The 26,154-nt window shown below is 71.8% G+C and carries 24 protein-coding genes; 7 read left to right on the top strand and 17 right to left on the bottom strand.

All coding sequences use genetic code 11. The features are described from left to right. Positions 1 to 25 precede the first annotated feature (25 nt). Complete coding sequence (locus ACGFYP_RS27895) at positions 26 to 1,603, top strand: alpha/beta hydrolase (RefSeq protein WP_393499015.1); 1,578 nt, start codon at positions 26 to 28, stop codon at positions 1,601 to 1,603. A gap of 64 nt (positions 1,604 to 1,667) precedes the next feature. On the opposite strand, the gene ACGFYP_RS27890 is transcribed toward ACGFYP_RS27895, so the two are convergent. Next, positions 1,668 to 2,699 carry an NAD-dependent epimerase/dehydratase family protein gene (locus ACGFYP_RS27890; RefSeq protein WP_393499012.1) on the bottom strand — a complete coding sequence of 344 codons (1,032 nt, stop codon included), beginning with the start codon at positions 2,697 to 2,699 and terminating at the stop codon, positions 1,668 to 1,670. A 64-nt stretch (positions 2,700 to 2,763) separates the two neighbouring features. Then, positions 2,764 to 3,495 (bottom strand): lysophospholipid acyltransferase family protein, encoded by a 732-nt coding sequence (locus ACGFYP_RS27885; protein ID WP_393499009.1) that lies wholly within the window; start codon positions 3,493 to 3,495, stop codon positions 2,764 to 2,766. Between the two features lie 86 nt (positions 3,496 to 3,581). Between ACGFYP_RS27885 and ACGFYP_RS27880 the strand changes: the two genes are divergently transcribed. Further along, entirely contained in the window at positions 3,582 to 4,598 is a 1,017-nt protein-coding gene (locus ACGFYP_RS27880) for a DUF3048 domain-containing protein (protein ID WP_393499006.1), read from the top strand. A gap of 16 nt (positions 4,599 to 4,614) precedes the next feature. On the opposite strand, the gene ACGFYP_RS27875 is transcribed toward ACGFYP_RS27880, so the two are convergent. The 5 genes from ACGFYP_RS27875 to ACGFYP_RS27855 all read right to left on the bottom strand — a co-directional run bounded on the left by ACGFYP_RS27875 (position 4,615) and on the right by ACGFYP_RS27855 (position 9,159). Next, positions 4,615 to 4,824: a hypothetical protein gene (locus tag ACGFYP_RS27875; RefSeq protein ID WP_393499363.1), complete on the bottom strand. Its 210-nt coding sequence runs from the start codon at positions 4,822 to 4,824 to the stop codon at positions 4,615 to 4,617. Between the two features lie 81 nt (positions 4,825 to 4,905). Next, the gene (locus tag ACGFYP_RS27870; protein WP_393499003.1) at positions 4,906 to 5,856 is read right to left on the bottom strand and encodes a cytochrome c oxidase assembly protein; all 951 of its coding nucleotides are present in this window, start codon (positions 5,854 to 5,856) and stop codon (positions 4,906 to 4,908) included. A 105-nt stretch (positions 5,857 to 5,961) separates the two neighbouring features. Then, positions 5,962 to 6,987 (bottom strand): 6-phosphofructokinase, encoded by a 1,026-nt coding sequence (locus ACGFYP_RS27865; protein ID WP_393499000.1) that lies wholly within the window; start codon positions 6,985 to 6,987, stop codon positions 5,962 to 5,964. 176 nt (positions 6,988 to 7,163) lie between these two features. Further along, entirely contained in the window at positions 7,164 to 7,892 is a 729-nt protein-coding gene (locus ACGFYP_RS27860) for a type 1 glutamine amidotransferase (RefSeq protein ID WP_393498997.1), read from the bottom strand. A gap of 19 nt (positions 7,893 to 7,911) precedes the next feature. Then, positions 7,912 to 9,159, bottom strand: a complete 1,248-nt coding sequence (locus ACGFYP_RS27855; RefSeq protein WP_361957461.1) for a MurT ligase domain-containing protein — start codon at positions 9,157 to 9,159, stop codon at positions 7,912 to 7,914. A gap of 126 nt (positions 9,160 to 9,285) precedes the next feature. Here ACGFYP_RS27855 and def point away from each other — a divergent pair, with 126 nt between their 5' ends. Then, positions 9,286 to 9,831, top strand: a complete 546-nt coding sequence (gene def / locus ACGFYP_RS27850; RefSeq protein WP_393498993.1) for a peptide deformylase — start codon at positions 9,286 to 9,288, stop codon at positions 9,829 to 9,831. Positions 9,832 to 9,952: 121 nt separating this feature from the next. Here the strand turns inward: def and ACGFYP_RS27845 are convergent, their stop codons facing one another. Next, entirely contained in the window at positions 9,953 to 10,600 is a 648-nt protein-coding gene (locus tag ACGFYP_RS27845) for a TetR family transcriptional regulator (protein ID WP_393498990.1), read from the bottom strand. 163 nt (positions 10,601 to 10,763) lie between these two features. Between ACGFYP_RS27845 and ACGFYP_RS27840 the strand changes: the two genes are divergently transcribed. Beyond that, complete coding sequence (locus ACGFYP_RS27840) at positions 10,764 to 11,993, top strand: acyl-CoA dehydrogenase family protein (protein ID WP_361957470.1); 1,230 nt, start codon at positions 10,764 to 10,766, stop codon at positions 11,991 to 11,993. Positions 11,994 to 12,113: 120 nt separating this feature from the next. Here the strand turns inward: ACGFYP_RS27840 and ACGFYP_RS27835 are convergent, their stop codons facing one another. The 3 genes from ACGFYP_RS27835 to ACGFYP_RS27825 form a co-directional block, all read right to left on the bottom strand. Then, on the bottom strand, positions 12,114 to 12,407 hold the full coding sequence (locus tag ACGFYP_RS27835; protein WP_393498986.1) for an SHOCT domain-containing protein: 294 nt from the start codon (positions 12,405 to 12,407) through the stop codon (positions 12,114 to 12,116). A 53-nt stretch (positions 12,408 to 12,460) separates the two neighbouring features. Beyond that, the gene (locus tag ACGFYP_RS27830; protein WP_393498983.1) at positions 12,461 to 12,913 is read right to left on the bottom strand and encodes a DUF6325 family protein; all 453 of its coding nucleotides are present in this window, start codon (positions 12,911 to 12,913) and stop codon (positions 12,461 to 12,463) included. A gap of 151 nt (positions 12,914 to 13,064) precedes the next feature. Then, complete coding sequence (locus ACGFYP_RS27825) at positions 13,065 to 13,532, bottom strand: VOC family protein (protein ID WP_393498980.1); 468 nt, start codon at positions 13,530 to 13,532, stop codon at positions 13,065 to 13,067. A 135-nt stretch (positions 13,533 to 13,667) separates the two neighbouring features. Here ACGFYP_RS27825 and ACGFYP_RS27820 point away from each other — a divergent pair, with 135 nt between their 5' ends. Continuing rightward, a complete protein-coding gene (locus ACGFYP_RS27820; protein ID WP_393498977.1) occupies positions 13,668 to 15,044 on the top strand; it encodes a cytochrome P450 in 1,377 nt (458 codons plus the stop codon). A gap of 18 nt (positions 15,045 to 15,062) precedes the next feature. On the opposite strand, the gene ACGFYP_RS27815 is transcribed toward ACGFYP_RS27820, so the two are convergent. The 4 genes from ACGFYP_RS27815 to ACGFYP_RS27800 all read right to left on the bottom strand — a co-directional run bounded on the left by ACGFYP_RS27815 (position 15,063) and on the right by ACGFYP_RS27800 (position 20,020). After that, entirely contained in the window at positions 15,063 to 15,851 is a 789-nt protein-coding gene (locus tag ACGFYP_RS27815; RefSeq protein WP_393498974.1) for a putative protein N(5)-glutamine methyltransferase, read from the bottom strand. A 183-nt stretch (positions 15,852 to 16,034) separates the two neighbouring features. After that, complete coding sequence (locus ACGFYP_RS27810) at positions 16,035 to 16,520, bottom strand: glutathione peroxidase (protein WP_361957488.1); 486 nt, start codon at positions 16,518 to 16,520, stop codon at positions 16,035 to 16,037. A 49-nt stretch (positions 16,521 to 16,569) separates the two neighbouring features. Continuing rightward, positions 16,570 to 17,433: an acyl-CoA thioesterase II gene (locus ACGFYP_RS27805; protein ID WP_361957491.1), complete on the bottom strand. Its 864-nt coding sequence runs from the start codon at positions 17,431 to 17,433 to the stop codon at positions 16,570 to 16,572. A gap of 13 nt (positions 17,434 to 17,446) precedes the next feature. Further along, on the bottom strand, positions 17,447 to 20,020 hold the full coding sequence (locus ACGFYP_RS27800; protein ID WP_361957494.1) for a DUF3516 domain-containing protein: 2,574 nt from the start codon (positions 20,018 to 20,020) through the stop codon (positions 17,447 to 17,449). A 71-nt stretch (positions 20,021 to 20,091) separates the two neighbouring features. On the opposite strand from ACGFYP_RS27800, the gene ACGFYP_RS27795 reads away from it, so the two are divergent. Beyond that, on the top strand, positions 20,092 to 20,883 hold the full coding sequence (locus ACGFYP_RS27795; RefSeq protein ID WP_361957497.1) for a metal-dependent hydrolase: 792 nt from the start codon (positions 20,092 to 20,094) through the stop codon (positions 20,881 to 20,883). 82 nt (positions 20,884 to 20,965) lie between these two features. Here the strand turns inward: ACGFYP_RS27795 and ACGFYP_RS27790 are convergent, their stop codons facing one another. Continuing rightward, positions 20,966 to 22,747: an ABC transporter ATP-binding protein gene (locus ACGFYP_RS27790; protein WP_393498967.1), complete on the bottom strand. Its 1,782-nt coding sequence runs from the start codon at positions 22,745 to 22,747 to the stop codon at positions 20,966 to 20,968. Beyond that, entirely contained in the window at positions 22,744 to 24,582 is a 1,839-nt protein-coding gene (locus ACGFYP_RS27785; protein WP_393498964.1) for an ABC transporter transmembrane domain-containing protein, read from the bottom strand. Before ACGFYP_RS27785 ends, ACGFYP_RS27790 begins: the two co-directional genes overlap by 4 nt. A gap of 339 nt (positions 24,583 to 24,921) precedes the next feature. On the opposite strand from ACGFYP_RS27785, the gene ACGFYP_RS27780 reads away from it, so the two are divergent. Next, on the top strand, positions 24,922 to 26,079 hold the full coding sequence (locus tag ACGFYP_RS27780) for a S1 family peptidase (RefSeq protein ID WP_393499334.1): 1,158 nt from the start codon (positions 24,922 to 24,924) through the stop codon (positions 26,077 to 26,079). The last annotated feature ends 75 nt before the right edge of the window (positions 26,080 to 26,154 follow it).

Here is a 26,154-nt window from a genome sequence, read left to right as displayed (position 1 = left end):
CGACACCCACAGGGGGAGACTTCACGTGAGACGCACGGCAGCGCTCGGCTCGGCAGGCGTTCTGATAGCGGGCACGCTCATGGCGGGCGCGCTGGCCGCCCCGGCCGCGAGCGCCGACCAGCGCCACCGGCCCGACGCGGAGGCACGCGGCACGGCCCTCGCCGCCCAGCGCGCCGCCGACCAGGGCATCGACTGGCAGGACTGTCCGGCCGACTGGGGTCTGGAGAAGCCCATCCAGTGCGGCTGGGTCACCGTCCCGGTCGACTACGCCCGGCCCAACGGCAAGCAGATCAAGATCGCCGTCGACCGCATCGGCTCCACCGGCACCCCCGCCGAGCGCCAGGGCGCCCTGCTCTACAACCCCGGCGGCCCCGGCGGCTCCGGACTCCGCTTCCCGCGCCGGGTCACCACCAAGAACACGATCTGGGCGAGCGCCGCCAAGGCGTACGACTTCGTCGGCTTCGACCCGCGCGGTGTCGGCCACTCGGCCCCCATCTCCTGCGTCGACCCGGCCGAGTTCGTCAAGGGACCCAAGCTCGACCCGGTCCCCGACACCGAGGCAGACAAGCTCGCGCAGCGCAAGCTCGCCGCCGAGTACGCCGAGGGCTGCGCGGAGAAGAACGGCGACATCCTGCCGTACATCAACACCCGCAACACCGCCCGCGACCTCGACGTCATCAGGGCCGCGCTCGGCGAGAAGAAGCTCAACTTCGTCGGCGTCTCCTACGGCACCTACCTCGGCGCCGTCTACGGCACCCTCTTCCCGACGCACGTCCGCCGCATGGTGCTCGACAGCGTCGTCAACCCGTCGAAGCAGAAGATCTGGTACGAGGCCAACCTCGACCAGGACATCGCCTTCGAGGGCCGGCTCGAGGACTGGATGACCTGGGTCGCCCGGCACGACGCCACCTACCACCTCGGCGACACCTACGCCGAGGTCCGCGGCCAGTGGGACACGCTGCGCGCCGCCGCCAAGAAGAACCCCCTCGGCGGCAAGGTCGGCCCGGCCGAGCTCGTCGGCTTCTTCCAGAACGCGCCCTACTACGACTCGATGTGGGCCCCGGTCGCCGAGGCCTGGAGCGCGTACGCCGCCGGAGACCCGCAGCCGCTGATCGACGCGGCCGCCTCCGACCCCACCGACACGGCCGGCAACGCCGCCTCGGAGAACGGCAACGCCGTCTACACGGCCGTCGAGTGCGCCGACGCCCCCTGGCCGACCAGCTGGAAGAAGTGGGACCGCGACAACAGCCGGCTCCACGAGCGGTACCCGTTCATGACCTGGTCCAACGCCTGGATGAACCTGCCCTGCGCCACCTGGTCCACCCCGCGCCAGCAGCCGACCGAGGTCCGCACCGGCAAGGGCCTGCCGCCCGTGCTCATCACCCAGGCCGAGCGCGACGCGGCCACGCCGTACGAGGGAGCCGTCGAACTGCACAAGCGCTTCAAGGGCTCGCGCCTCATCACCGAGCGGGACGCCGGCTCGCACGGCATCACCAACGTCGCCAACCCGTGCCTGAACACCCGGGTGGAGGCCTACCTCCTCACCGGCAAGCTCGACAGCCGGGACGTGACGTGCGCGCCGCACGCCACGCCCCAGCCGTAAGGACCGGGTGACGGGGGAGGGGCGGGCCGCCCGGCGGCCCGCCCCTCCTCCCGTCCCGGTTCGCTCAACGCGCGGCGAGCCAGGCGTCCTCGGCCGCGTAGTCGAAGAAGTCCACTCCGTACTTCACCAGGCCGGGGAACGCCTCCCGCCAGCCCTCCTCCGCCACCCGCCGGGACAGATACGCGACCGTCGCGGGCAGGGAGTCGGCGTACGACACCACCGGCCGGTACCCGAGCTCCCGCTCCGCCGCGCCCATGTCGAAGACGACCGGGTGGGGCGCGGTCCAGGGAGTGAGCCCCACCGTGCCCTCCGGCTCGCCCTCGATCAGTACCGTCTCGCTCTCCACACCCATCACGGCGTCGATCGCCGCGCCGATCTCCGCGACCGTCGGGGCCTGCGGGTCACCGCCGTTGAAGACCCGCGTTCCCGGCTTCGCCGCCGCGAGCCGGACCAACTCCCCGAGGTTGTCCACGTGCACTGGATGGAACCGGGACGTGCCGTCGTACGAGAGGATCCGCACCGGCCGCCCGTCGAGCGCGCGCTTGACGAACCACAGCTCGCGCGGGCCCGGGCAGTGCGGCCCGTGGATCGCACCCGCCCGCAGCACCGTCGTCGGCAGCGCCGCGCCCGCCGCGAGCAACTCCCGCTCCAGGGCCACCTTCCGCGTCCCGTACGTCCCCTCGCCCGGCGCGACCGTCCGCCACGACTCCGGGATCGGCACCGGGTAGGCGGGGAAGCCGTCCGGCTCGTCCTGGGTGTCGAAGTTGCGGCCCCGGTCGTCCTCGTACACCGCGCCGCTGGAGACCACCACCGCCGAACCGATCCGGTCCGCAAGGGCCGTCAGCTGCCGTGCATGTCCCGCGTGGTACGCGACGATGTCGACCAGCACGTCACAGCCGTCGCCGAGCGCGGCCGCGAGCGCGCCCTCCTCGTCACGGTCGACGGCCACCGACCGGACCTCCGCCGGCCACTCATCGCCTCGGCCACCGCGCCGCGAGGCCGCCGTCACCTCCCAGCCGTCCGCGACGAGCGCCCGCACGGCCGCCCGCCCCACCTGTCCCGTAGCTCCCAGTACGAATGCGCGTCCTTGTCCCATGGGCGCGACGATACGGCGGCCGCGATCATCGCCCCGGTTCCTTACGCCGAGCGCGGATCCGCCGTCAGCGTCCCCGGCGCGGGAACTTTCCCGACGCCCCCGAGTTCCGCGCCTTCGCCTCCTGCTCGGCGGCCTTCACCTTGGCCGCGTAGTCGTCGACGTACTCCTGCCCGGACAGCGCGAGGATCTCGTACATGATCTCGTCCGTCACCGCGCGGACCGCCGCCTTCTCGCCCTCCATGCCGGCGTACCGGGAGAAGTCGAGCGGCGCGCCGAACCGGACGGTGACCCGCTTGACCCGGGGCACGACCTTGCCGGGCGGCTGGATCTCGAAGGTCCCCACCATCGCGCACGGGATCACCGGCACCCCGGCGGTGATCGCCATGACCGCCACGCCGACCTTGCCCTTGTAGAGCCGGCCGTCGTGCGAGCGCGTGCCCTCGGGATAGATGCCGAGCAGCTCGCCCTTGGCCAGCACCCCGAGCCCCTCGCGGATCGCCGCCCGCCCGGCCTCCTTGCCGGAGCGGTCGACCGGGATCTGCCCGGCGCTGCGGAAGAACGCGGCGGTCAGCCGGCCCTTGACGCCCGGCCCGGTGAAGTACTCCTGCTTGGCGAGGAACGTGATCCGGCGCTTGAGGACGACCGGCATCAGAAAGTGGTCGGAGAACGACAGGTGGTTACCGGCGACGATCGCCGCGCCGTCCGCCGGAATGTGCTCCAGGCCCTCGATGCGCGGCCGGAACACCAGCCTCAGCCACGGTCCCAGCAGGACGTACTTCAGGACGTGATAGAACACCGACGGCCCCCGTCTCGGTAGTGCGATGGTTATTTGTAACCACTCACGCGACCCTGGTCCACACTGGATACGGAGAGTGGGTCCTGATGGCCGCCGAACGCCGACGTACACCGCGACACATACGGCCCGGCGCAGCCGTCACCGTGCTGCTGTGCGCGGTGATGACCGCCGGGTTGTACGGTTGCGCCGACTCCGGCACCCCGGAACCCACACCTACCCCGACTCCGACGGCGCCCACCCCCGTTCCCGAAGGCCGCTCGCCCTTCACGGGACTGCCGGCCCGGCCCGCCCCGGTCCTCGCCGTCAAGATCGACAACGTGCCGCCCGCCCGCCCGCACACCGGCCTCGGCGCGGCCGACCTCGTCTACGTCGAGCAGGTCGAGGGCGGCCAGACCCGGCTGCTCGCCGTGTACTCCGCCGAGCTACCGGAACGGATCGGACCGGTCAGGAGCGCCCGCGAGTCCGACATCGAGCTGCTCCGCCAGTTCGGCCGTCCCGCGCTCGCCTACTCCGGCTCCCAGACCGCCCTGAAACCGCTCCTCCAGGCCGCCCCGCTGGACGTCCTGCCGCCCGAGGACGCCCCTGGCGCCTACGTCCGCGACCGGGGCAGGGCCGCTCCCCACAACCTGTACGTCCTGCCCGCGCGCGTCCTGGCCGCGGCCCCGGACGCGGAGAACGCCAAGGACATCGGCTTCCGCTTCGGCCCGGCCCCCACGGGCGGCGAGCCGGTCAACGAACGGACCGTGCGCTTCCCGGCCTCCCGCTACGCCTTCACCTGGTCACCCGCGGAGAAGAACTGGCGGGTCGCGATGGACGGCCGGCCCGCCCGGACCACGGACGAGGGCCAGGTCACCGCGGCGACGGTCGTGGTGCAGTACGTGACCATACGGTCCTCGCGCTTCCACGACGTGCTCGGCAGCGTCTCCCCGTACACCGAGACGGTCGGCAGCGGCAGCGCCCTCGTCCTGCGCGACGGCCGCGCCCACGAGGCCCGCTGGAACCGCCCCTCCGCAACGAACGGCACGGCCTTCACCACCCCGGCGGGCGAGCCCCTGAACTTCGCCCCCGGCCCCGTCTGGGTCGTCCTCGCCCCGCGCGGATAGCGGCCGGGGCGACCGCTCAGGGCTGCGGGCCCGGCCTGCTCGGTCCCCGGCGGCGCGGACCCGCCGGTACGGAGCTGTCGGCGGCGGCCATACCGATGGTGACCACACCGAGCACGATCCAGCCGAACCAGAGCCAGCCGCTGCTGCCGAGTGCCACCGTGTACGCCGTCGTCAGCACCAGGGCCGCGACGGTGATCACGCTCATCGCCTTCGTGGGACCGGACATCTGTCCGCCCTCCTCCTGACGGGGCCGTCACGCTCATCGTGACCCCTGGGGCGGGCGAATGCTACTCCCGTGCGAGATCCGCTAGCGCCCGCGCGTCTGGAGGGAGGCCAGGTAGGCGTTGTACGCCTCCAGCTCCTTGTCCCCGTCCCGGTCGGCGGCCCGGTCCTTGCGGACGGCCTGCCGCTGCTCGGAGTGGTACCACTGGTAGACCAGCGCGATCAGCACGAGCACCGACGGGATCTCGCTGAACGCCCAGGCGATGCCGCCCGCCGCGTTCTGGTCGGCGAGCGCGTCGATCCCGAGCGAGGCCGGCGGGTTCTCGTACGCCTTGATCATCGGCTCGCTCGCCATCATCAGGGCGATGCCGAAGAAGGCGTGGAACGGCATGCCCGCGAAGAGCTCCAGCATCCGCATCACATAGCCCGGGCGGTGCGGACCCGGGTCGACACCCATGATCGGCCAGAAGAAGACCAGACCGACGGCGAGGAAGTGCACCATCATCGCGATGTGGCCGATCTTCGACCCCATCAGCGTGTCGAAGATCGGCGTGAAGTAGAAGCCGTACAGGCTCGCGATGAAGAGCGGGATCGTGAACGCGGGGTGCGTGACGATCTTCATGTAGCGGCTGTGCAGCAGCATCAGCAGGATCTCGCGCGGACCCTTGTCGCCCCGGGGCGCGACCGGCAGCGCCCGCAGCGCCAGCGTCACCGGAGCGCCGAGCAGGAGCAGGATCGGCGAGAGCATCGAGATGACCATGTGCTGCACCATGTGCACGCTGAACATGACCATGCCGTAGTCGTTCAGCTTGGTGCACATCATCAGCGCGATGCTCAGCACGCCCAGGGTGAAGAAGGTCGTCCGGCTCAGCGGCCAGGCGTCCCCGCGCCGGCGCAGCCGCGCCACGCCCCAGCCGTACACCGCGAGGCCCACCAGGCAGCCGACGAGGAAGAACGGGTCCGGCGAGAACTCGAGGCCGCGCCCCAGCGTGAACGGCGGCAGATCCATCGTCATGCCGTGCCCGCTGTGATCCATCTGTGTACTCCTGGAGCCCGATTCGCGCTTGTTGTCCGCACCAGACTAGAACCGCCCCCGTTCGCGGATGCGACCGGGGGCGGTTCGTGGTGTCGGTACGGGGTGTCAGAGCACCGTCTCGGCCTCGGCGTAGCGCTCGGCCGGGACCGTCTTCAGGGTCTCCACGGCCTGCGCCAGCGGGACCATCTCGATCTCCGTGCCGCGCAGCGCGGTCAGCATCCCGAACTCGCCCCGGTGCGCCGCCTCCACCGCGTGCCAGCCGAAGCGGGTGGCGAGGACCCGGTCGTACGCGGTCGGCGTGCCGCCGCGCTGGACGTGACCGAGTATCACCGGCCGGGCTTCCTTGCCGAGCCGCCGCTCCAGCTCGGCCGACAGCTGGTTGGCGATGCCGGTGAAACGCTCGTGGCCGTACTGGTCCTTGGCGCCGACCTCGAAGTTCATCGAGCCCTCGCGCGGCTTCGCGCCCTCGGCGACCACCACGATCGCGAAGCGCTTGCCGGCCTCGAAGCGCGCGCCGACCCGGGCGGTCAGCTCGTCGATGTCGAAGGGGCGCTCGGGCACGACGATCGCGTGCGCGCCGGCGGCCATGCCGGAGTGCAGGGCGATCCAGCCCGTGTGGCGGCCCATGACCTCGACGATCAGGACGCGCTGGTGGGACTCGGCGGTGGTCTTCAGCCGGTCGAGGGCCTCGGTCGCCACACCGACGGCGGTGTCGAAGCCGAAGGTGACATCGGTCGAGGCGATGTCGTTGTCGATGGTCTTCGGTACGCCGACGATCGGAAGGCCGGCCTGGGAGAGCAGGTTCGCGGCCTTCAGCGTCCCCTCGCCGCCGATCGGGATGATCGCGTCGAGACCCAGGTCGGCGACGTGGCCGCGGGCGCGCTCGACGCCGTCCACCAGGTGCGCGGGCTGGACCCGGGAGGAGCCGAGGATCGTGCCGCCGCGGGCGAGGATGCCGGCGACCGCGTCAAGGTCGAGCTTGCGGTAGTCGCATTCCAGGAGGCCCTTCCAGCCGTCGTGGAATCCGATGACCTCGTCCCCGTGGTCGACGACGGCGCGGTGCACGACGGAACGGATGACGGCGTTCAGACCGGGGCAGTCGCCCCCGGAGGTGAGCACACCAATGCGCATAGCCCAAATACCTTTGCAACGTGGGCCGACTCCCGGACCACGTCGTCCGGTTGGATCCCCGCCACCCTATCGGTGCCGGATGGCGGGGCCGAACCCGATGTCCGCAGATTGGACACCGTATTTACTTACGAATCCAATGGGCGTAAGCGCGCTCAGACGTGCAGTCCGCCGGACGGTCAGGCGGGCTGCGTCGCGGCCGCGATCCGCTCGGCGCGCAGCGCCTCGTACCACCGGTCGTCGGTCGGCGGCAGCGCGTTCACGTCCAGCGCCAGCTTCAGGAGCAGGTCCGCGATCTGCGGGTTGCGGGCCATGACCGGGCCGTGCATGTACGTACCGAAGACGGTGTCGTTGTACGCGCCCTCGGTGCCGTCGCCGGTGCCGTTGCCCCGGCCCAGGACCGTGCGGGCGAACGGGCGGGCCGTCGGGCCGAGATGGGTGATGCCCTGGTGGTTCTCGAACCCGGTGAGCTGGGGGAGGTTGAGGCGCGGGTCGATGTCCGCGAGGACGTCGCCGACGCACCGCTCGCCCTCGCCACGGGTGGAGATGACGTCGATCAGTCCGAGGCCGGGCTCGCGCTCGCCGAGGTCGTTGATGAACTCGTGGCCGAGGATCTGGTAGCCGGCGCAGACCGAGAAGATGATCGCGCCGTTGGACGCGGCACGCTCCAGGCCGCCGTCGCGGCGCAGCCGCTCGGCCGCGAGCCGCTGCGGCCGGTCCTCGCCGCCGCCGATCAGGTAGATGTCGCCGGAGGTCGGCACCGGCTGGTCGCTGCGGACGTCGACGCGCTGGACGTCCAGACCGCGCTGGCGGGCGCGGCGCTCGACGACGAGGGCGTTGCCCTGGTCGCCGTACGTGCTGAGCAGGTCCGGGTAGACCCAGACCAGGCGCAGGCTGCTGTCACTCATGCTGCAAGTCCTCTACGGGTCAGTTGCCGACGCGGCGGCGGACGTCCTGGAAGGCGGTGTAGTTGGCGATCAGCTCGATCTGTCCCGGCGGGGCGAGCCGGACCGCCTCGTCGAGCGTCTCGCAGACGCGGAAGTCCACGCCCGCGACCTCCAGGCGGACCGCCAGGTCCAGCTTGCGGTCGCCGAGGACCATGATCGGGTGGCCGGCCAGCCGCCCGTAGTCCACGTCCCACAGCCAGGAGGTGTCCGTGCCGTCGGCGCCGCGCGCGTTGACGGAGAGGATCACCGGGGTCGGGGGCTGGTCGATGAGGGAAAACGTTTCGAGCCAGCCGGCCGGGTTCTTCGCGAGCAGCAGCCGCAGCTCACGGCCCTGGAAGGAGACCACGTCGTAGCGGCCGGCCACGGCCTGCACCTGGTACATGCGCTCCAGGGCGACCTGCGGCGGGACGCCGAAGACGGCGGCGACGGCGGCCGAGGTCGCGGCGTTGGCCTTGTTCGCGCGGCCGGGCAGCTGGAGGTGGATCGGCCAGGCCGAACCGTGCGGGTCGAGGACGTGGTCGCCGTTGAGCGCCCAACTCGGCGCCGGGCGGCGGAATCCGCACTCGCCGCAGAACCAGTCGTCGCCCGGGCGCTGCATCACACCGCCGCAGGAGGGGCACGACCAGGCGTCGTCCTTCCATTCCTGGCCGGCGGCGACCCAGACCACGTTGGGGGAGGAGGAGGCGGCCCAGACGATCAGCGGGTCGTCGGCGTTGGCGATGACGACCGCCTTCGTGCCGCTCAGGCCCTCGCGCCACTTCTCGGCGAGCATCCGGGTCTCGGCGGCGCGGTCCAGCTGGTCGCGGGAGAGGTTGAGCAGCGCGATCGCCTTGGGCGTGGTGTCCCGGGCGACTCCGGCGAGGTACTTCTCGTCGACCTCGATGACGCCGTACTTGGCGTCCGAGCCGCCGGCCAGGGCGGAGGTGATGCCTGCGGGCATGTTGGCGCCCAGGGCGTTGGAGACGACGGGGCCGCTGGCCCGCAGCGCCTCGGCGATCAGCCGGGTCGTGGTCGTCTTGCCGTTGGTCGCGGACACGAGGACGACGTCCAGATGCTGCGCGAGCCGCCCCAGCAGGTCGGGGTCGAGCTTGAGCGCCACCCGGCCGCCGATCACCGATCCGCTGCCGCGTCCGGCTGCCCGCGACACCGCGGCGGCGGCCTTGCCCGCCGTCACGGCCAGCTTGGCGCGTGGCGACAGCGGCTCGTTGTTACCGGGGTGTCCTGACATCTTCCTTGTTCCTCCTTGCGTCGGTCCGGGCTCAGCCTATCGAGATCCGGCCAGCGACCCGAATTGCGGCACCCCCAGGACCTGTGCCGAAACGACGAGGTCACAGCGGACCGTACCCTTACGCCCATGCGAAACCGGCCGATCCCCGGCAGTTCCGGCCACGTCCGAGCGATGACCCTGCTCGGCGAACCGGTGCTGCACACCCCCTGTGAACCCGTCGTCGACTTCGGTCCGGAGCTCGCCCGGCTGATCGAGGACATGTTCGCGACGATGTACGCCGCGAACGGCGTCGGCCTCGCGGCCAACCAGGTGGGCGTGGGCCTGCGGGTCTTCGTGTACGACTGCCCGGACGACGAGGACGTGCGCCACCTGGGGCACCTGGTCAACCCGCGCCTGGTGGAGGCGGACGGGGACGTGATCCTCGGGCCCGAGGGCTGCCTGTCCCTGCCGGGGCTCGAAGCGCGGACGCCCCGCTTCGACCGCACGGTCGTCGAGGGCGTGCTCCTGGACGGCACCCCGGCCCGCGTCGAGGGCACGGGCTTCTTCGCCCGCTGCCTCCAGCACGAGACCGACCACCTGGAGGGCGGGGTGTACGCGGACCGCGTGACGGGGTGGCGCAGGTCACGCCTGAAGCGGGCGATCAGGAAGGAGCCCTGGGGACGGGAGCGCTGACCCGTCCTCCGTCCGCCGGGGTTCAGAACCCCGGGTTGCAGCACCCCGACCCCGGGGTTCAGAACCCCGGCCCCGGGTTTCAGAACCCCCGCTCCGGGTTTCAGAACCCCCGCTCCGGGGCTCAGAACCCCGGAGCCCCGTCCCGGTCGCCCGCCTGGGCCAGGCGGCCCCACAGCAGGTCGGCCAGAGCGGTCACCAACTCCTGGCGCGAGCACGGCCGTTCGCCGAGCCACCAGTCGCCCGCCGCGTGCATCATGCCGACGATGCCGTGGCCCCAGATCCGGGCCTGCGCCTCGCCGACCGGGCCGAGCTCGATGCGCTCCGCGATGACCTGGCCGAGCTCCTCGCCCATCCTCCGCAGCACCGGCGCCGAGTGGCGGCCCACGTCGAAGCCCTGCTCGGCCTGGTGCGTCTCCTCGGCCGGGTGCATCAGAAATCGGTAGACCTGCGGCAGCGCCTCGATCGAGGCGAGGTAGGTGTCGAGCGTGGACTCGACCCGGCGGCGCCGGTCGGCAGGCGCGTCGAGCGCCGCCCGCAGCGCGGCGAGCAGCGCGTCGGTGTGCCGGGTCGCGAGCGCCCGGTAGAGGCCGCCCTTGTCGCCGAAGTGCCGGTAGAGGATCGGCTTGGTGATGCCCGCCTCCGCCGCGATCGCGTTCATCGAGGCCTTGGGGCCGTCCCGGAGCACCACCCGGTCCGCCGCCTCCAGCAGTTCACGGCGCCGCTGATCGGCCGGCTTCTGCTGTTCGGTGGTCCGGTGTGTGGTCTCCATAGCGTGTCTCCCCGCCCGTGCGAATTCCCTGAGGCTGTCGCAACGTAACACCCGAGCGGCACCCGGTGCCGCGCCGCCCGGAGTGCTCCGTCGCAGGTTGACAGCGCCTACCCGCGAGTAACAGACTGCTGTTACCGCAAGTAACGCACTGCTGGGAGGGAATATGGCCGAGTTCACGCTCGAACTCAACGACGACCAGAAGCAGGTCCGTGACTGGCTGCACGGATTCGCCGAGGACGTGATGCGCCCCGCCGCCGCCGAGTGGGACGAGCGTGAGGAGACTCCCTGGCCGATCATCCAGGAAGCCGCCAAGATCGGCATCTACTCTCTCGATTTCTATGCCCAGCAGTTCTTCGACCCGACCGGCCTCGGCATCCCGATGGCGATGGAGGAGCTCTTCTGGGGCGACGCGGGCATCGCCCTCTCCATCGTCGGCACGGGACTCGCCGCCGTCGGCGTCCTCGCCAACGGCACCGAGGAGCAGATCGGCACCTGGATCCCGCAGATGTACGGCGACGTCGACGACGTCAAGGTCGCCGCCTTCTGCTCCTCCGAGCCCGACGCCGGCTCCGACGTCGCCGCCATGCGCACCCGGGCCGTCTACGACGAGGCCAAGGACGAGTGGGTCCTCAACGGCACCAAGACCTGGGCGACCAACGGCGGCATCGCCAACGTCCACGTCGTCGTCGCGGCCGTGGACCCCGAGCTCGGCTCCAAGGGGCACGCCTCGTTCATCGTGCCGCCGAACACCCCCGGCCTCTCCCAGGGCCAGAAGTTCCAGAAGCACGGCATCCGCGCCTCGCACACCGCCGAGGTCGTCCTCGAAGACGTCCGTGTCCCCGGGCACTGCCTCCTCGGCGGCAAGGAGAAGCTGGACGAGCGCCTCGCCCGGGCCCGTGAGAAGGCGAAGGCGGGCGGGGGCGAGCGCGTGAAGAACGCGGCCATGGCCACCTTCGAGGCCTCCCGCCCCGCCGTCGGCGCCATGGCCGTCGGCACCGCCCGCGCCGCGTACGAGGTCGCCCTCGACTACGCCAAGACCCGCGAGCAGTTCGGCCGCCCGATCATCGACAACCAGGGCGTCGCCTTCCAGCTCGCCGACATGCGCACCCAGATCGACGCCGCCCGGCTCCTGGTCTGGCGCGCCTCCTGGATGGCGACCACCGGCAAGCCGTTCACCTCCGCCGAGGGCTCGATGTCCAAGCTGTACGCGAGCGAGGTCGCCAAGAAGGTCACCGGACAGGCCATCCAGATCCTCGGGGGCAACGGCTACACCCGCGAGTACCCCGTGGAGCGGATGCACCGCGACGCGGCGATCTACACCATCTTCGAGGGCACGAGCGAGATCCAGCGCCTGGTGATCGCCCGCACCCTCTCCGGGATGCCGATCCGCTAGGCACCGGCCCGGACCGACCGGCCCGGACCGACCGGCCCGGACCGCACGCACACGGCCCGCACGCACCGGCCCGCGCCCCCTGGTGGGGGCGCGGGCCGTCGTGCACGGGGCAGGTGGGGGTCACGTTCCGAGGAGGGCGCGCTTCTGGGCCTCGAACTCCGACTCGGTCAGCACACCCTGTGCCTTCAGCTCCCCCAGCTGCTTGAGCTGCTCGATCTTGGTACCCATGTCGTCGCCGGAGGGTGCCGGAGCCGGCGCCGGTGGCTGCTGCTGGTAGGACTGCTGGTACTGCTGCGGTCCGTCGTCCTGCTGGGCCCATCGGCCCGCCTGCCGCCGTGACACTCGGTTGGACACCGCGGTGGCGGTGCCGGCGACGACGGCGGTGCGGGCGACGCCGCGGAGAAGTCCGGGCATGGTCAGTCATCTCCCAGGGGTGCTCGGGTGCCGGATGCGGTCAGGCCGTCCCCTCAGCCGGAGCCCGCCGCATCGGCGGCGTCCAGAGAGGCCAGCAGCGCCTGGACGGGAATCCGTCCGTTCGCCACGATCTGAGCGCCGCTGCGTCGCAGGGCTCGTGCGAGGGGGGCGGCCCACAGGTTCTCGTACACGATGACCCCGGCGGAGTTGCCCGGTTCCAGCGCGGAACCGGCATCGTCGACATCGCTCTGGTCCAAGAGTCCGGAGGACGCGCCCTCGAACACGGTGACGTCGACCTCGTCCCCGAGATCCGTCAGCTCCAAGGCGGTGACCGAACCGTCCTTGTCCTTGCGGATGAACTGCAGATCGAGGATGCGGATGATGCGCCGCTCCACCAGATCGAGGAGGAGGGGGAAGCCCTCACCCGTCATCCGGTTGCCGGGAAACTCCAGGATCAGGTAGTCGACGGGGCCCATGTCCTCGACTTCCGACAGGCCGTCGCTCATGGCCACTCCTCCAAGCGCTCGGGGTTCCCGCCTCGACCGGACCGGCTGCGGGCGGCCCCCGCCTCGGCGACAGGTGGCCGCTCAGCCATTCCAGCACCGCCCGGGGGCGTCCGCACGTCGTGAAGCGCCTCGCCCCGGCGCGCCGGGAGCGTCACACCACGCAGAACTCGTTGCCCTCCGGGTCCTGCAGCACCACCGCGTAGTAGTCCATGCCGTGCGGCTCGTCCATCGTGTTCAGGATCGTCGCGCCCAGGGCCGTGAGGCGGGCGACCTCCCCGTCCACGCGCTCGCGCCGCGCCGGGAGCGGTACGTCGCGGCCGCCGCCGACCTTCAGGTCCAGGTGGACCCGGTTCTTGACCGTCTTCGCCTCCGGGACCTGTTGGAACCAGACCCTCGGCCCGAGCCCCTTCGGGTCCACGATCGACTCGGGCTGGTCGCCTGCGCCCTCGGTCAGCTCCTCCTCGGGCACCCCGAGCGCCGCCCAGTACGCCCGCCAGCTCGCGTACCCCTCGGGCGGCGGCTGCGGGACGTAGCGCAGGGCCTCCGCCCAGAAGCGGACGAGCCGCTGGGGCTCCGCGCAGTCGATGGTGATCTGCAGGGACATCTCGATCGGTTCCATGGGGCGAGTCTCCCGGACACCACTGACAGTCGCCCCGACTGGCCGGATCCGGCCTGTGGTTCGGGCATGGCTTTCGGTGTGCGGCACCGGCTGCGGGACAATCGCCGCCGGTGACGATCAAGGGGGAACGTACCTATGGCTACGACCAGCACCGCCATCCCGGGACCGGCGGGGCTTCCGCTGCTCGGCTCGATGCTCGACCTCAAGAACGACTCGCTCGGCACCTTCCTGGACGCCCAGCGCGCCCACGGAGACGTCGTCCGGATCACCGCGGGACCGCCGGGAGTGCGTGCGGTCGTCTACGGAATCTTCTCCGCGGAGGGCGCCCAGCAGGTCCTCGCCACCCAGGCCGCCAACTTCCGCAAGGACAACGCCTTCTACCAGGAGCTCCGCGAGTCCTTCGGCAACGGCCTGCTGACCAGCCAGGACGAGGACTACCTGCGCCAGCGCCGGCTCGTCCAGCCGCTCTTCACCCGCCGCCGCGTCGACAGCTACGCCGAGGCGATCGCCACCGAGGCCGCGACCGTCACCGAGGAGTGGCGCACCGCGCCGGACTCCACCGTCGACGTCCTCGACGAGATGGCCCGGCTCGCGCTCCGCGCCGTCGCCCGCATCCTCTTCGGCACGGACGTCGAGGCCGCCGTCGAGATCGTCGAGCGCGCCTTCCCCGTCATGGGGGAGTACGTCCTGCGCCGCGGCTTCTCACCCCTCAACATCCCCCGCGACTGGCCCACCCCCGGCAACCGCCGCGCCGCCGCCGCGCACGAGGAGCTGTACGCCGTCTGCGACCGGATCGTCGCCGAGCGGCGCGAGGCCACCAAGTCGGGCGCCGGGGACGACGAGGCGCAGGACCTGCTGACCCTCCTCGCCGAGGCGGAGAGCGCCGAGGACGGCAGCTTCGACGCCGACGAACTGCGCGAGCAGGTCCTCGTGTTCCTGCTCGCGGGACACGAGACGACCGCCACCTCCCTCGGCTTCGCCCTCCACCTCCTGGCCGGCCACCCCGACCAGCGCAAGCGGGCCCACGAGGAGGTCGACCGGGTCCTGGCCGGCCGTACCCCCGGCGCCGCCGACCTCGACGCCCTGCCCTTCCTCACCCAGGTCCTCAAGGAGGCCATGCGGCTCTTCCCCGCCGGACCGGTCATCGGCCGGCGCGCGGTGGCCGCCACCGAGATCGACGGGCACACCATCCCGGCAGGCGCCGATGTGATCGTCGCCCCGTGGGTCACCCACCGGCACCCCGCGTACTGGGAGGACCCGGAGCGCTTCGACCCCGACCGCTTCACGCCCGAGGCCGAGGCGGCCCGCCCCCGCTACGCCTGGTTCCCGTTCGGAGGCGGCCCGCGCGCCTGCATCGGCCAGCACTTCTCGATGCTGGAGTCCGTCGTCGCGCTGGCGATGATCCTCCAGGCCTACGACCTGGAGGCGGTCGACACCGAGGTACCGGTCGTCTCTGCGGTCACGCTCCGCGCGGCGGGCCCGGCACGCTGCCGACTCCGCCCCCGTACGTAGACCACGGCAACGGGCACGTCATCGCCTGGTCGCGACGACCACCGTCGCGTACAGCTCCTCCGAGGTGATCACCCGGGGCGCCAGGCCGTGCCCGGCGACCGTCCCGACGGCGCGGGCGGCCTGCTGCTCGGACGTCTCGACCAGCAGGTGCCCGCCCGGCGCCAGCCAGTCGGCGGCCTCGGCCGCCACCCTGCGCAGGACGTCGAGCCCGTCCGAGCCGCCGTCGAGCGCGACCAGCGGCTCGTGTTCACGTGCCTCGGGCGGCAGCAGCCCGATGTCCTCGGTCGGTACGTACGGCACATTGGCGACAAGCACCCGCACCCGGCCGCGCAGCCCGTCCGGGAGCGGGGCGAAGAGGTCGCCCTCGAAGACCCGGCCGCCGCGCGGCTCGATGTTGCGCCGCGCGCAGCGCACGGCGGCGGGCTCGATGTCCGAGGCGTACACCTCGGCGCCCGCCACGGCCGAGAGCAGCACCGCCCCCGCCGCACCGGAGCCGCAGCACAGGTCGACGCAGAGCGCCCCGGGCCCGGCCAGGCCCACGGCCTGCTCGACGAGGAACTCCGTACGCCGCCGGGGCACGAAGACCCCCGCGTCGACGGCGACCCGCAGCCCGGCGAAGGCGGCCCAGCCCACGACGTGCTCTATGGGCAGGCCGACGGCCCGGCGCTCGATCATCGCGTCGAGCTCGTCGACGTCGTCGGCGGTGGAGAAGAGAAGCTCCGCCTCGTCCTCGGCGAACACGCAGCCCGCGGCGCGCAGTCGGGAGACGGTGGTGGAACGAAGGGAGAAAGAGGGGTCGATCGACATGGAACCTTCCGGGAAGCCGAGGGGCACTCCCGTGGTCACCTCTGTCGGGCGGACCACACGATCGTCGAGGGGGAGCACCCTGCCTGCGTGGCGTTGATGGGTCCCACCTCCTCGGTCGTCCTTGCTGGAGCCGCACACATTACATGATCGACACCGTGTGGACCGCCCGGCCGAAGCGCCTGCTCAGGCGGACAGCAGCGCCTCGATGGCCGCCACGACCTCCGGCGCCTCCGGCTCGGTGCGCGGACGGAAACGGGTGACCTGCCCGTCGCGGCCGATCAGGAACTTCTCGAAGTTCCACTGCACGTCACCGGACTCGCCCTCCGCGTCCGCGACCCGGGTCAGCTCCGCGTAGAGCGGGTGCCGGGCATCGCCGTTCACATCCGTCTTCTCGAGCAGGGGGAACGTCACGCCGTACGACGTGGAGCAGAAGGTCTGGATCTCCTCCGCGCTGCCCGGCTCCTGGCCCAGGAACTGGTTGCACGGCACTCCGAGGACCGTGAAGCCGCGGTCCCCGAACTGCTTCTGCAGCCGCTCGAGGCCCGCGTACTGCGGCGTCAGACCGCACTTGGAGGCCACGTTGACGACCAGGACGGCCTGGTCGCGGTAGTCGGCGAGCGAGGTCGGGTCACCGGACAGGGTGCGCAGCGGAATGTCGTACAGGCTCATGGTCGGCTCCTCTTCGAGACGGGGATGCCCTTCACCCTACGACCCCTGGTCAGAGCTTCCGGAACAGTCCCTCCTGGACCACCGAGACGAGCAGCCGGCCCTCGCGGTCGTAGATGCGGCCGCGGGCCAGGCCACGGCCGCCCGTCGCGATCGGGGACTCCTGGTCGTAGAGGAACCACTCGTCCGCGCGGAACGGGCGATGGAACCACATCGCGTGGTCCAGGGACGCCATGTCGAAGCCGCGCGGGCCCCACAGCGGCTCGACCGGGATGCGGACCGCGTCCAGGAGCGTCATGTCGGAGGCGTACGTCAGCGCGCAGGTGTGGACCAGCGGGTCGTCGCCGAGCGGTCCCACCGCCCGCATCCACACCGCGCTGCGCGGGTCCGCGCCCGTGACCTCGTCCTTCGTCCAGCGCAGCCGGTCCACGTAGCGGATGTCGAACGGCTGGCGCCTGGCCATCCGCTCCAGCGCCTCCGGCAGCGCGCCCAGGTGGTCGCGGATCTCGTCGGCGAGCTTCGGCAGGGTCTCCGGGTCCGTCATGTGCCGGGGCGGCAGCTGGTGCTCGAACCCGGCCTCCTCCGGCAGGTGGAAGGAGGCCGTCAGATTGAAGATCGTCCGGCCCTGCTGGATCGCCGTGACCCGGCGGGTGGTGAAGGAACGCCCGTCCCGCACCCGCTCCACCTGGTAAACGATCGGCACGCCCGGACGGCCAGGCCGCAGGAAGTACGAGTGCAGCGAGTGCACCGGCCGGTCGCCCTCGGTGGTGCGCCCGGCAGCCACCAGGGCCTGGCCGGCGACCTGGCCGCCGAAGACCCGCTGCAGCGACTCCTGCGGGCTCTGGCCGCGGAAGATGTTGTCCTCGATCCGCTCCAGATCGAGCAGGTCGACGAGTCTCTCGGCGGGATTGGTCACCTCGGTGCTCCTTCTACAGCTGGCCGACGGACGTCACGCGGACGACCGCCCGGCCCTCCTCGTCGGAGGCCGCGAGATCCACCTCCGCGCTGATGCCCCAGTCATGGTCGCCGTTCGGGTCGGCGAAGGTCTGCCGGACGCGCCACAGCCCGTGGGCCGCGTCCTCCTCGATGTTCAGCAGCTTCGGACCGCGCGCGTCCGGGCCCGTCCCCAGGTCCTCGTACTCGTCCCAGTACGCGTCCATCGCCTCGCCCCACGCGTCGGCGTCCCAGCCCGACTCGGCGTCGAGCTCGCCCAGCGCGTCCACGTTGTCCAGGGCCGCCAGCTCCACCCGGCGGAACATCGCGTTGCGCACCAGGACCCGGAAGGCGCGCGCGTTCGCGGTGACCGGCTTGACCTGGTCGGCCTTCTCCTGCGCCTCCTCGGCCGTCTGGATCTCCGGGTTCGCCAACTGCTCCCACTCGTCGAGCAGCGAGGAGTCCACCTGGCGCACCATCTCGCCCAGCCACTCGATCAGGTCCTGGAGGTCATCGGTCTTCAGGTCGTCCGGGATCGTGTGGTCCAGCGCCTTGTACGCGCTCGCCAGATAGCGCAGCACGATGCCCTCGGTCCGCGCCAGCTCGTACCAGGACGTGAACTCCGTGAAGGTCAGGGCCCGTTCGTACATGTCACGGATGACGGACTTCGGCGAGACCGGGTGGTCGCCCACCCACGGGTGGGACTTCCGGTACACGTTGTACGCGTGCCAGAGCAGCTCCTCCAGCGGCTTCGGGTACGAGATCTCCTGGAGCCGCTCCATCCGCTCCTCGTACTCGACGCCGTCCGCCTTCATCCGGCCGACGGCCTCACCGCGCGCCTTGTTCTGCATCGCGGCCAGGATCTGGCGCGGATCGTCCAGCGTCGACTCGACGACGGAGACCATGTCCAGGGCGTACGAGGGGGATTCGGGGTCGAGCAGGTCGAACGCGGCGAGCGCGAACGTCGACAGCGGCTGGTTCAGAGCGAAGTCCTGCTGGAGGTCGACCGTCAGGCGGATCGTGCGGCCCTCGGCGTCCGGGGTGTCCAGCTGCTCCACCACACCGCCGTCGAGCAGCGAGCGGTAGATCGCGATGGCCCGGCGGATGTGCCGCAGCTGCGCCTTGCGCGGCTCGTGGTTGTCCTCCAGGAGCTTGCGCATCGCCTCGAAGGCGTTGCCGGGCCGGGCGATCACCGAGAGCAGCATGATGTTGGTGACCTTGAAACGCGAGGTCAGCGGCTCCGGGTCGGCGGCGATCAGCTTCTCGAAGGTGGTGTCGCTCCATGCGACGAAGCCCTCCGGAGCCTTCTTGCGCACCACCTTGCGGCGCTTCTTCGGGTCGTCGCCCGCCTTGGCGAGCGCCTTCTCGTTCTCGATGACGTGCTCGGGCGCCTGCGCGACCACGAAACCGGCCGTGTCGAAGCCCGCCCGGCCGGCCCGGCCCGCGATCTGGTGGAACTCCCGCGCGCGCAGCGTCCGCACCCGGTTGCCGTCGTACTTCGTCAGCGCGGTGAACAGCACCGTACGGATGGGCACGTTGACGCCGACGCCGAGCGTGTCCGTCCCGCAGATCACCTTCAACAGGCCCGCCTGCGCCAGCTTCTCCACCAGACGCCGGTACTTCGGCAGCATGCCCGCGTGGTGGACCCCGATACCGTGGCGGACGTAACGCGAGAGGTTCTGGCCGAACTTGGTGGTGAAGCGGAAGTTGCCGATCAGCTCGGCGATCTGGTCCTTCTCCTCCCGCGTGCACATGTTGATGCTCATCAGCGACTGCGCCCGCTCGACGGCCTGCGCCTGCGTGAAGTGCACGATGTAGACCGGAGCCTGCTTGGTCTCCAGGAGCTCGGTCAGCGTGTCCGTGATGGGCGTGAGCCGGTACTCGTACGAGAGCGGCACCGGCCGCGTCGCGGAGCGGACCACCGAGGTCGGCTTGCCCGTGCGCCGGGTCAGGTCCTTCTCGAACATCGACACATCGCCGAGCGTCGCCGACATCAGCACGAACTGTGCCTGCGGGAGTTCCAGGATCGGGATCTGCCACGCCCAGCCGCGGTCCTGCTCCGCGTAGAAGTGGAACTCGTCCATCACGACCTGGCCGACGTCGGCGTACTTGCCGTCGCGCAGCGCGATCGAGGCCAGCACCTCCGCCGTGCAGCAGATGATCGGCGCGTCGGCGTTCACGGACGCGTCGCCGGTCAGCATGCCCACGTTCTCGGTGCCGAAGAGCTTGCAGAGGTCGAAGAACTTCTCCGACACCAGCGCCTTGATCGGCGCGGTGTAGAAGGTCACCTGGTCATTGGCGAGGGCCGTGAAGTGCGCACCCGCCGCGACCAGCGACTTTCCCGAGCCGGTGGGGGTCGACAAGATCACGTTCGCCCCGGAGACCACCTCGATCAGCGCCTCCTCCTGGGCCGGGTAGAGCGTGATGCCCCGGCCCTCCGCCCATGAGGAGAAAGCCTCGAAGAGGGCGTCGGGGTCGGCGTTCGGCGGCAGCTGATCGATAAGGGTCACGCCCCCATCTTGCCTGGATTCCGCCCGGATGAGGGAACCGGCCACCGGCGCGAAGATCACGGACGATACGCTGGCGCGTCGACCGGTCGTCAACTGAGCGCCGGCACCGGAGGAATGGGGCGGGGACAAGCATGATGGGACCGGCGCACTCGCTGTCCGGAGCGGCGGCCTGGCTCGGCGTCGGAGCGGCGGCTGCCGCCGCCGGCCACCCGATGCCGTGGCCGGTTGTCGTCGTCGGAGCGCTCATCTGCGCGGGCGCGGCGCTCGCCCCCGACCTCGACCACAAGTCCGCGACCATCTCGCGCGCCTTCGGACCGGTGTCCAAGGGGCTGTGCGAGATCGTCGACAAGCTCTCGTACGCCGTCTACAAGGCGACCCGCTCCACCGCCGACCCACGCCGCTCGGGCGGGCACAGGACCCTCACCCACACCTGGCTCTGGGCGGTCCTCATCGGCGCCGGAGCCTCCGTCCTCGCCATCACCGGCGGCCGCTGGGCGGTCCTCGGGATCCTCTTCGTCCACCTCGTCCTCGCCGTGGAAGGCCTGCTGTGGCGGGCCGCCCGGATGTCGAGCGACGTCCTCGTCTGGCTGCTCGGCGCCACCAGCGCCTGGATCCTCGCGGGCGTCCTGGACCAGCCGGGCAACGGCGCGGACTGGCTCTTCACCGCCCCCGGGCAGGAGTACCTCTGGCTGGGGCTTCCGATCGTCCTCGGCGCCCTCGTGCACGACATCGGCGACGCCCTGACCGTCTCCGGCTGCCCGATCCTGTGGCCGATCCCCGTGGGGCGGAAGCGCTGGTACCCGGTCGGCCCGCCGAAGGGGATGCGGTTCCGCGCGGGCAGCTGGGTCGAGCTGAAGGTCCTGATGCCGGCGTTCATGCTGCTCGGCGGCGTGGGCGGCGCTTCGGCGCTGGGGTACCTGTAGAGCCTCTCGCACTGGTGACACGAGGGCCCGCCCCTTCCCGGGGCGGGCCCACGTGCGTGTCAGGGACGGGCCCACGTGCGGGTCACCCGTGCCACGACCTCCACAGCGCCGCGTACGCGCCGTCCGCCGCCACCAGCTCGTCGTGGCTGCCCAGCTCGCTGATCCGGCCCTCCTCGACCACCGCGATCACGTCCGCGTCGTGCGCGGTGTGCAGCCGGTGGGCGATCGCGACGACCGTACGGCCGTCCAGGACCCGGGCCAGCGAGCGCTCCAGATGGCGGGCCGCCCGCGGGTCGAGGAGCGAGGTCGCCTCGTCCAGGACCAGCGTGTGCGGGTCGGCGAGGACCAGCCGCGCGAGGGCGATCTGCTGGGCCTGCGCCGGGGTGAGCGCGAGCCCGCCCGAGCCGACCTCGGTGCCCAGGCCCTCGTCGAGGGCGCGCGCCCAGCCGTCCGCGTCGACCGCGCCGAGCGCCGCCCACAGCTCGGCGTCCGCCGCGCCCGTCCGCGCGAGCAGCAGGTTGTCGCGGAGCGAACCGACGAAGACGTGGTGCTCCTGGTTGACCAGGGCCACGTGCTCGCGGATCCGCTCGGCCGGCATCCGCGCCAGCTCGGCCGACCCGAGCGTCACCGAGCCGGTGCGTGGGGCGTAGATGCCCGCGAGCAGCCGGCCGAGCGTCGACTTGCCCGCGCCGGACGGGCCGACCAGCGCGAGCCGGGTCCCCGGGGCGACGTCCATCGACACCTGGTGCAGCACGTCGACGCCCTCGCGGTAGCCGAAACGCACCTCGTCGGCCCGGACGTCCCGGCCCTCGGGGCGTACCGCCCCGTCGCCCGCGTCCGGCTCGATGTCGCGCACGCCCACGAGCCGCGCCAGCGACACCTGGGCCACCTGCAGCTCGTCGTACCAGCGCAGGATGATCCCGACCGGGTCGACCAGCATCTGGGCGAGCAGCGCGCCCGTGGTCAGCTGCCCGACGTCGATCCACCCCTGGAGCACGAACACCCCGCCGAGCAGCAGGACGCCCGACAGGACGAGGGTGTGGGTGAGGTTGACGACCGGGAAGAGCACCGCACGCAGGAAGAGGGTGTACCGCTCCCATGCCGTCCACTCCCGGATCCGCCGGTTCGACAGGTCGACGCGCCGTGCGCCCAGGCGGTGCGCCTCGACCGTGCGGCCCGCGTCGACCGTCTCGGCGAGCACCGAGGCGACCGCCGCGTATCCGGCGGCCTCCGAGCGGTACGCCGCCGGCGCCCGCCTGAAGTACCAGCGGCAGCCGACGACGAGCAGCGGGGCCGCGATCACGATCGCGAGGGCGAGCGGGGGCGCGGTGACCAGGAGACCGCCGATCAGCAGACCGACCCAGACCACCCCGATCGCCAGCTGCGGGACGGCCTCCCGCATGGCGTTGGCGAGACGGTCGATGTCCGTGGTGATCCGGGACAGCAGGTCGCCCGTCCCGGCCCGCTCCAGGACGCCGGGCGGCAGCCCGACCGACCGGACGAGGAAGTCCTCGCGCAGGTCGGCGAGCATCTCCTCGCCCAGCATCGCGCCGCGCAGCCGCACGAGCCGCACGAAGAAGGTCTGGACGAGGAGGGGGGCCACGAACAGGGCGACCGTGCGCGTCAGATGCAGCTCGCGGGCGCCCGCGGAGAGCCGCTCGACGAGCGTGCCCAGGAGGTACGGACCCACCATCGAGGCGATCACGGCGACCATGTTGACGCCGACGAGCAGGACGAACGCCGTGCGGTGGCGGCGCAGCAGCTCGCGCACGTAGCCGCGCACGGTCGCCGTCGTGCCCACGGGCAGCGTCGTCGCCGACGTGGGGGCCGCCGGGTCGTACTCCGGTGGCGCAAGGCCGATCATGCCGACTCTCCTTCCAGCTCGGCTTCGAGCTTCGCGGTTTCGAGCTTCTCGGCTTCGAGCTTCTCGTCCAACACCGGTTTCTCCAGGGCCTGTTCGTCCTCGGTCTCGCGGGTGACGACGGCCCGGTAGCGCGGTTCGGTACGCAGCAGGTCGCGGTGCGTGCCGACGGCGACCACCTCGTCGCCGTGGACCAGGGCCACCCGGTCCGCCCGGTCGAGCAGCAGCGGCGAGGAGGCCAGGACCACCGTCGTACGGCCCTCGCGCAGCTCCCGCACCCCGGCGGCGACACGCGCCTCGGTGTGCGAGTCGACCGCAGAGGTCGGCTCGTCGAGCACCAGCACCTCCGGGTCCGTCACCAGGGAGCGGGCGAGCGCGAGGCGCTGGCGCTGGCCGCCGGAGAGGGACCGGCCGCGCTCGGTGATCCGCGTCCTCATCGGGTCGCCGTCGGTGTCCACCGACGCCTGCGCCAGCGCGTCGAGCACGTCCCCGCACTGCGCCGCCGTCAGTGCCTCCTCGGCGCTGACCGCGCCCGAGGAGGGCACGTCGAGCAGCTCGTGGAGCGTGCCCGAGAGCAGGACCGGGTCCTTGTCCTGGACCAGTACGGCGGTACGGGCGGTGTCCAGGTCCAGTTCGTCCAGCGGCACCCCGCCGAGCAGGACCGAGGTGTGTCCCTCGCCCGGTTCCGTGGGGTGGCCGCCGAGTCGGTCGGCGAGCCGGCCCGCCGTGTCCGGGTCGCCGCAGACGACGGCCGTGAAGAGGCCGGCGGGCGCGAGCAGTCCGGTGACCGGGTCGTACAGGTCGCCGGTCGCCTTGCCGTGCCCGTCCGTCGTGGTCGTGGTCGTCCGCGCGAGCGCGAGCACCCGGGCCGCGCGCTTGGCGGAGGGCCGGGAGAAGGAGTACGCCATGGCGATCTCCTCGAAGTGGCGCAGCGGATGGAGCATCAGCGCCACCGCGCCGTAGACGGTGACCAGTTCGCCGACCGCGATCCGCCCGTCGAGCGCGAGCCGCGCCCCGTAGGCGAGCACGCCCACCAGGAGCAGACCCGGGAGCAGGACCTGCACGGCCGCGATGAGGGCCCACATCCTGGCGCTGCGGACGGCCGCGCGCCGGACCTCCTGGGAGGCGGCGCGGTAGCGGCCGAGGAACAGCTCCTCGCCGCCGATGCCCCGCAGTACCCGCAGTCCTGCCACGGTGTCCGAGGCCAGTTCGGTGGCCCGGCCCGCCTTCTCGCGCTGGATGTCGGCCCGGCGCGTGGCGCGGGGGAGGAGCGGCAGGACGGCCAGCATGAGCACCGGCACGCCCACCGCGACCACCACCCCGAGGGCGGGCTGGTAGACGACGAGGCCCACGCAGACCAGGACCACGGTCAGCGCGGCGGCGGCGAACCGGGACAGTGCCTCGACGAACCAGCCGATCTTCTCGACGTCGCCCGTGGAGACGGCGACGACCTCACCGGCGGCGACCCGACGGGTGAGGACCGAGCCGAGTTCGGCGGTCTTGCGCGAGAGGAGCTGCTGGACGCGTGCGGCGGCGGTGATCCAGTTCGTGACGGCGGTGCGGTGCAGCATCATGTCGCCGACCGCGATGCCCGCGCCGAGCAGGGCGAGCAGCCCGCCCACGAGCGCGAGCCGTCCGCCGTCGCGGTCCACGACGGCCTGCACGGCCAGGCCGACAGCGAGGGAGAGCCCGACGATGGAGAGCTGCAGGAGCAGACCCCACAGAAGTGCCTTCACCTGGCCGCCCAGTTGATTGCGGCCGAGCCAGAGGAGGAACCGGGGGCCCGAGCGGACATCGGGGACCCCTGGGTCGGCGTACGGTAGTTCGCGAATCTGCATGGCGTCCCGGGGTCTTCCGCTGGTGGGGGGATGGCTGAAACCGTGCAAGGTTCGCGCCGGAGGACCACCCACGGCAATCGATTTTCCGCATCGGGGCACAGAACAGGCCAAGGTCCACCAGACCTCCACCCGCCGCCCGACGCCCGCGCCGTCATTTCGCACGCACCCCTGTGCAGCAGTCGACCGAGCCCCTACCCTCCCTTCCTGAGAGCGCTCTCATCGCGCGCTCGGAGCGTTCTCGGCACCACACGCACCCCCGATGTTCCCTCCCCACACACAGGAACAGCAGAAGGGTTCACGACCGTGAGACGCACCAGTGGAACCAGACGCACCAGCGGAATCAGCCGCACCAGCCGTACCGGAGGAACCGGTGTACGCACCGTCCTCTCCGCCCTCCTCCTCGTCGCCACCTGGGGCGGCGCCGCGCTCGCCCCCTCGACCGCCGCCGCCGCGACCCCCGACCCCGAGGCGTCACCCGGCCTCGTCGCCGCCATGCAGCGTGACCTGGGTCTGACGGAGCAGCAGGCCCGCACGCGCCTCGCCCAGGAGAAGGCGGCCTTCGCCCTCCAGCCCTCGGCCGAACGGGTGGCGGGAGCCGACTTCGCCGGAACCTGGTTCGACGCGGACACCGGCAGGCTCACCGTCGCCGTGACGAGCCGCCAGAAGGCCGAGAGCGTACGGAAGACCGGGGCCGACGCCCGGGTCGTCCGCCACTCCGCCGCCCGGCTCGACGCGGTCAAGCAGCGCATCGACCGCCTCAAGGCCCCCGCTGCCGTAGGTAGTTGGCACGTCGACGTGCGGGCCAACGAGGTCGTCGTCCAGGTCGCCGCCGACCGGATCGGCGGCGCCGACGTCAGGGCCTTCCTCGACCGCGCCCGCGCCGCAGGACCCGTACGGGTCGAGACCGTGGACGCGACGCCGACCACCTTCGCCGCGGGGACCGTCGGCGGAGACCCGTACTACACCCACCAGTACCGCTGCTCCATCGGCTTCTCGGTGCACGGCGGCTTCGTCACGGCCGGGCACTGCGGCACGCCCGGCACCTTCGTGCGCGGCTGGGACGGCTCCGACATGGGCTGGTTCCAGGGCTCCTCGTTCCCCGGGGACGACATGGCGTGGGTGAGCACCGGCTACGGCTGGTGGACCGTGCCCGTGGTGATCGGCTGGGGACAGACCTCCGACCGGCTGGTGCGCGGCTCGTGGGAGGCCCCGGTCGGTTCGTCCGTCTGCCGCTCCGGGTCCACGACCAAATGGCACTGCGGAACGGTGCTCGGCAGGAACGAGACCATCAACTACAGCCAGGGCGCGGTGCACCAGATGACCCGCACGAACGTCTGCGCCGAGGGCGGTGACTCGGGCGGCTCCTTCATCACCGGCGACCAGGCCCAGGGCGTGACCTCCGGCGGCTGGGGCGACTGCTCCACCGGTGGCAACACCTGGTTCCAGCCGGTCAACGAGATCCTCGGCCGCTACGGGCTGACCCTGCACACGGCTTGACCCCGCACACGGCTGATCACGGCGCGTCCTGACAACCGCGCCTCCTGACCTGTCGCCTCCCCGCGGCAGAGGCCG

Origin of the sequence: Streptomyces sp. NPDC048370 (assembly GCF_043200825.1) — a bacterium.
Classification (GTDB): Bacteria; Actinomycetota; Actinomycetes; order Streptomycetales; family Streptomycetaceae; genus Streptomyces.
The sequence above is the reverse complement of the archived record's forward strand: the minus strand, read 5'-3'. Positions and strand labels throughout refer to the sequence as shown.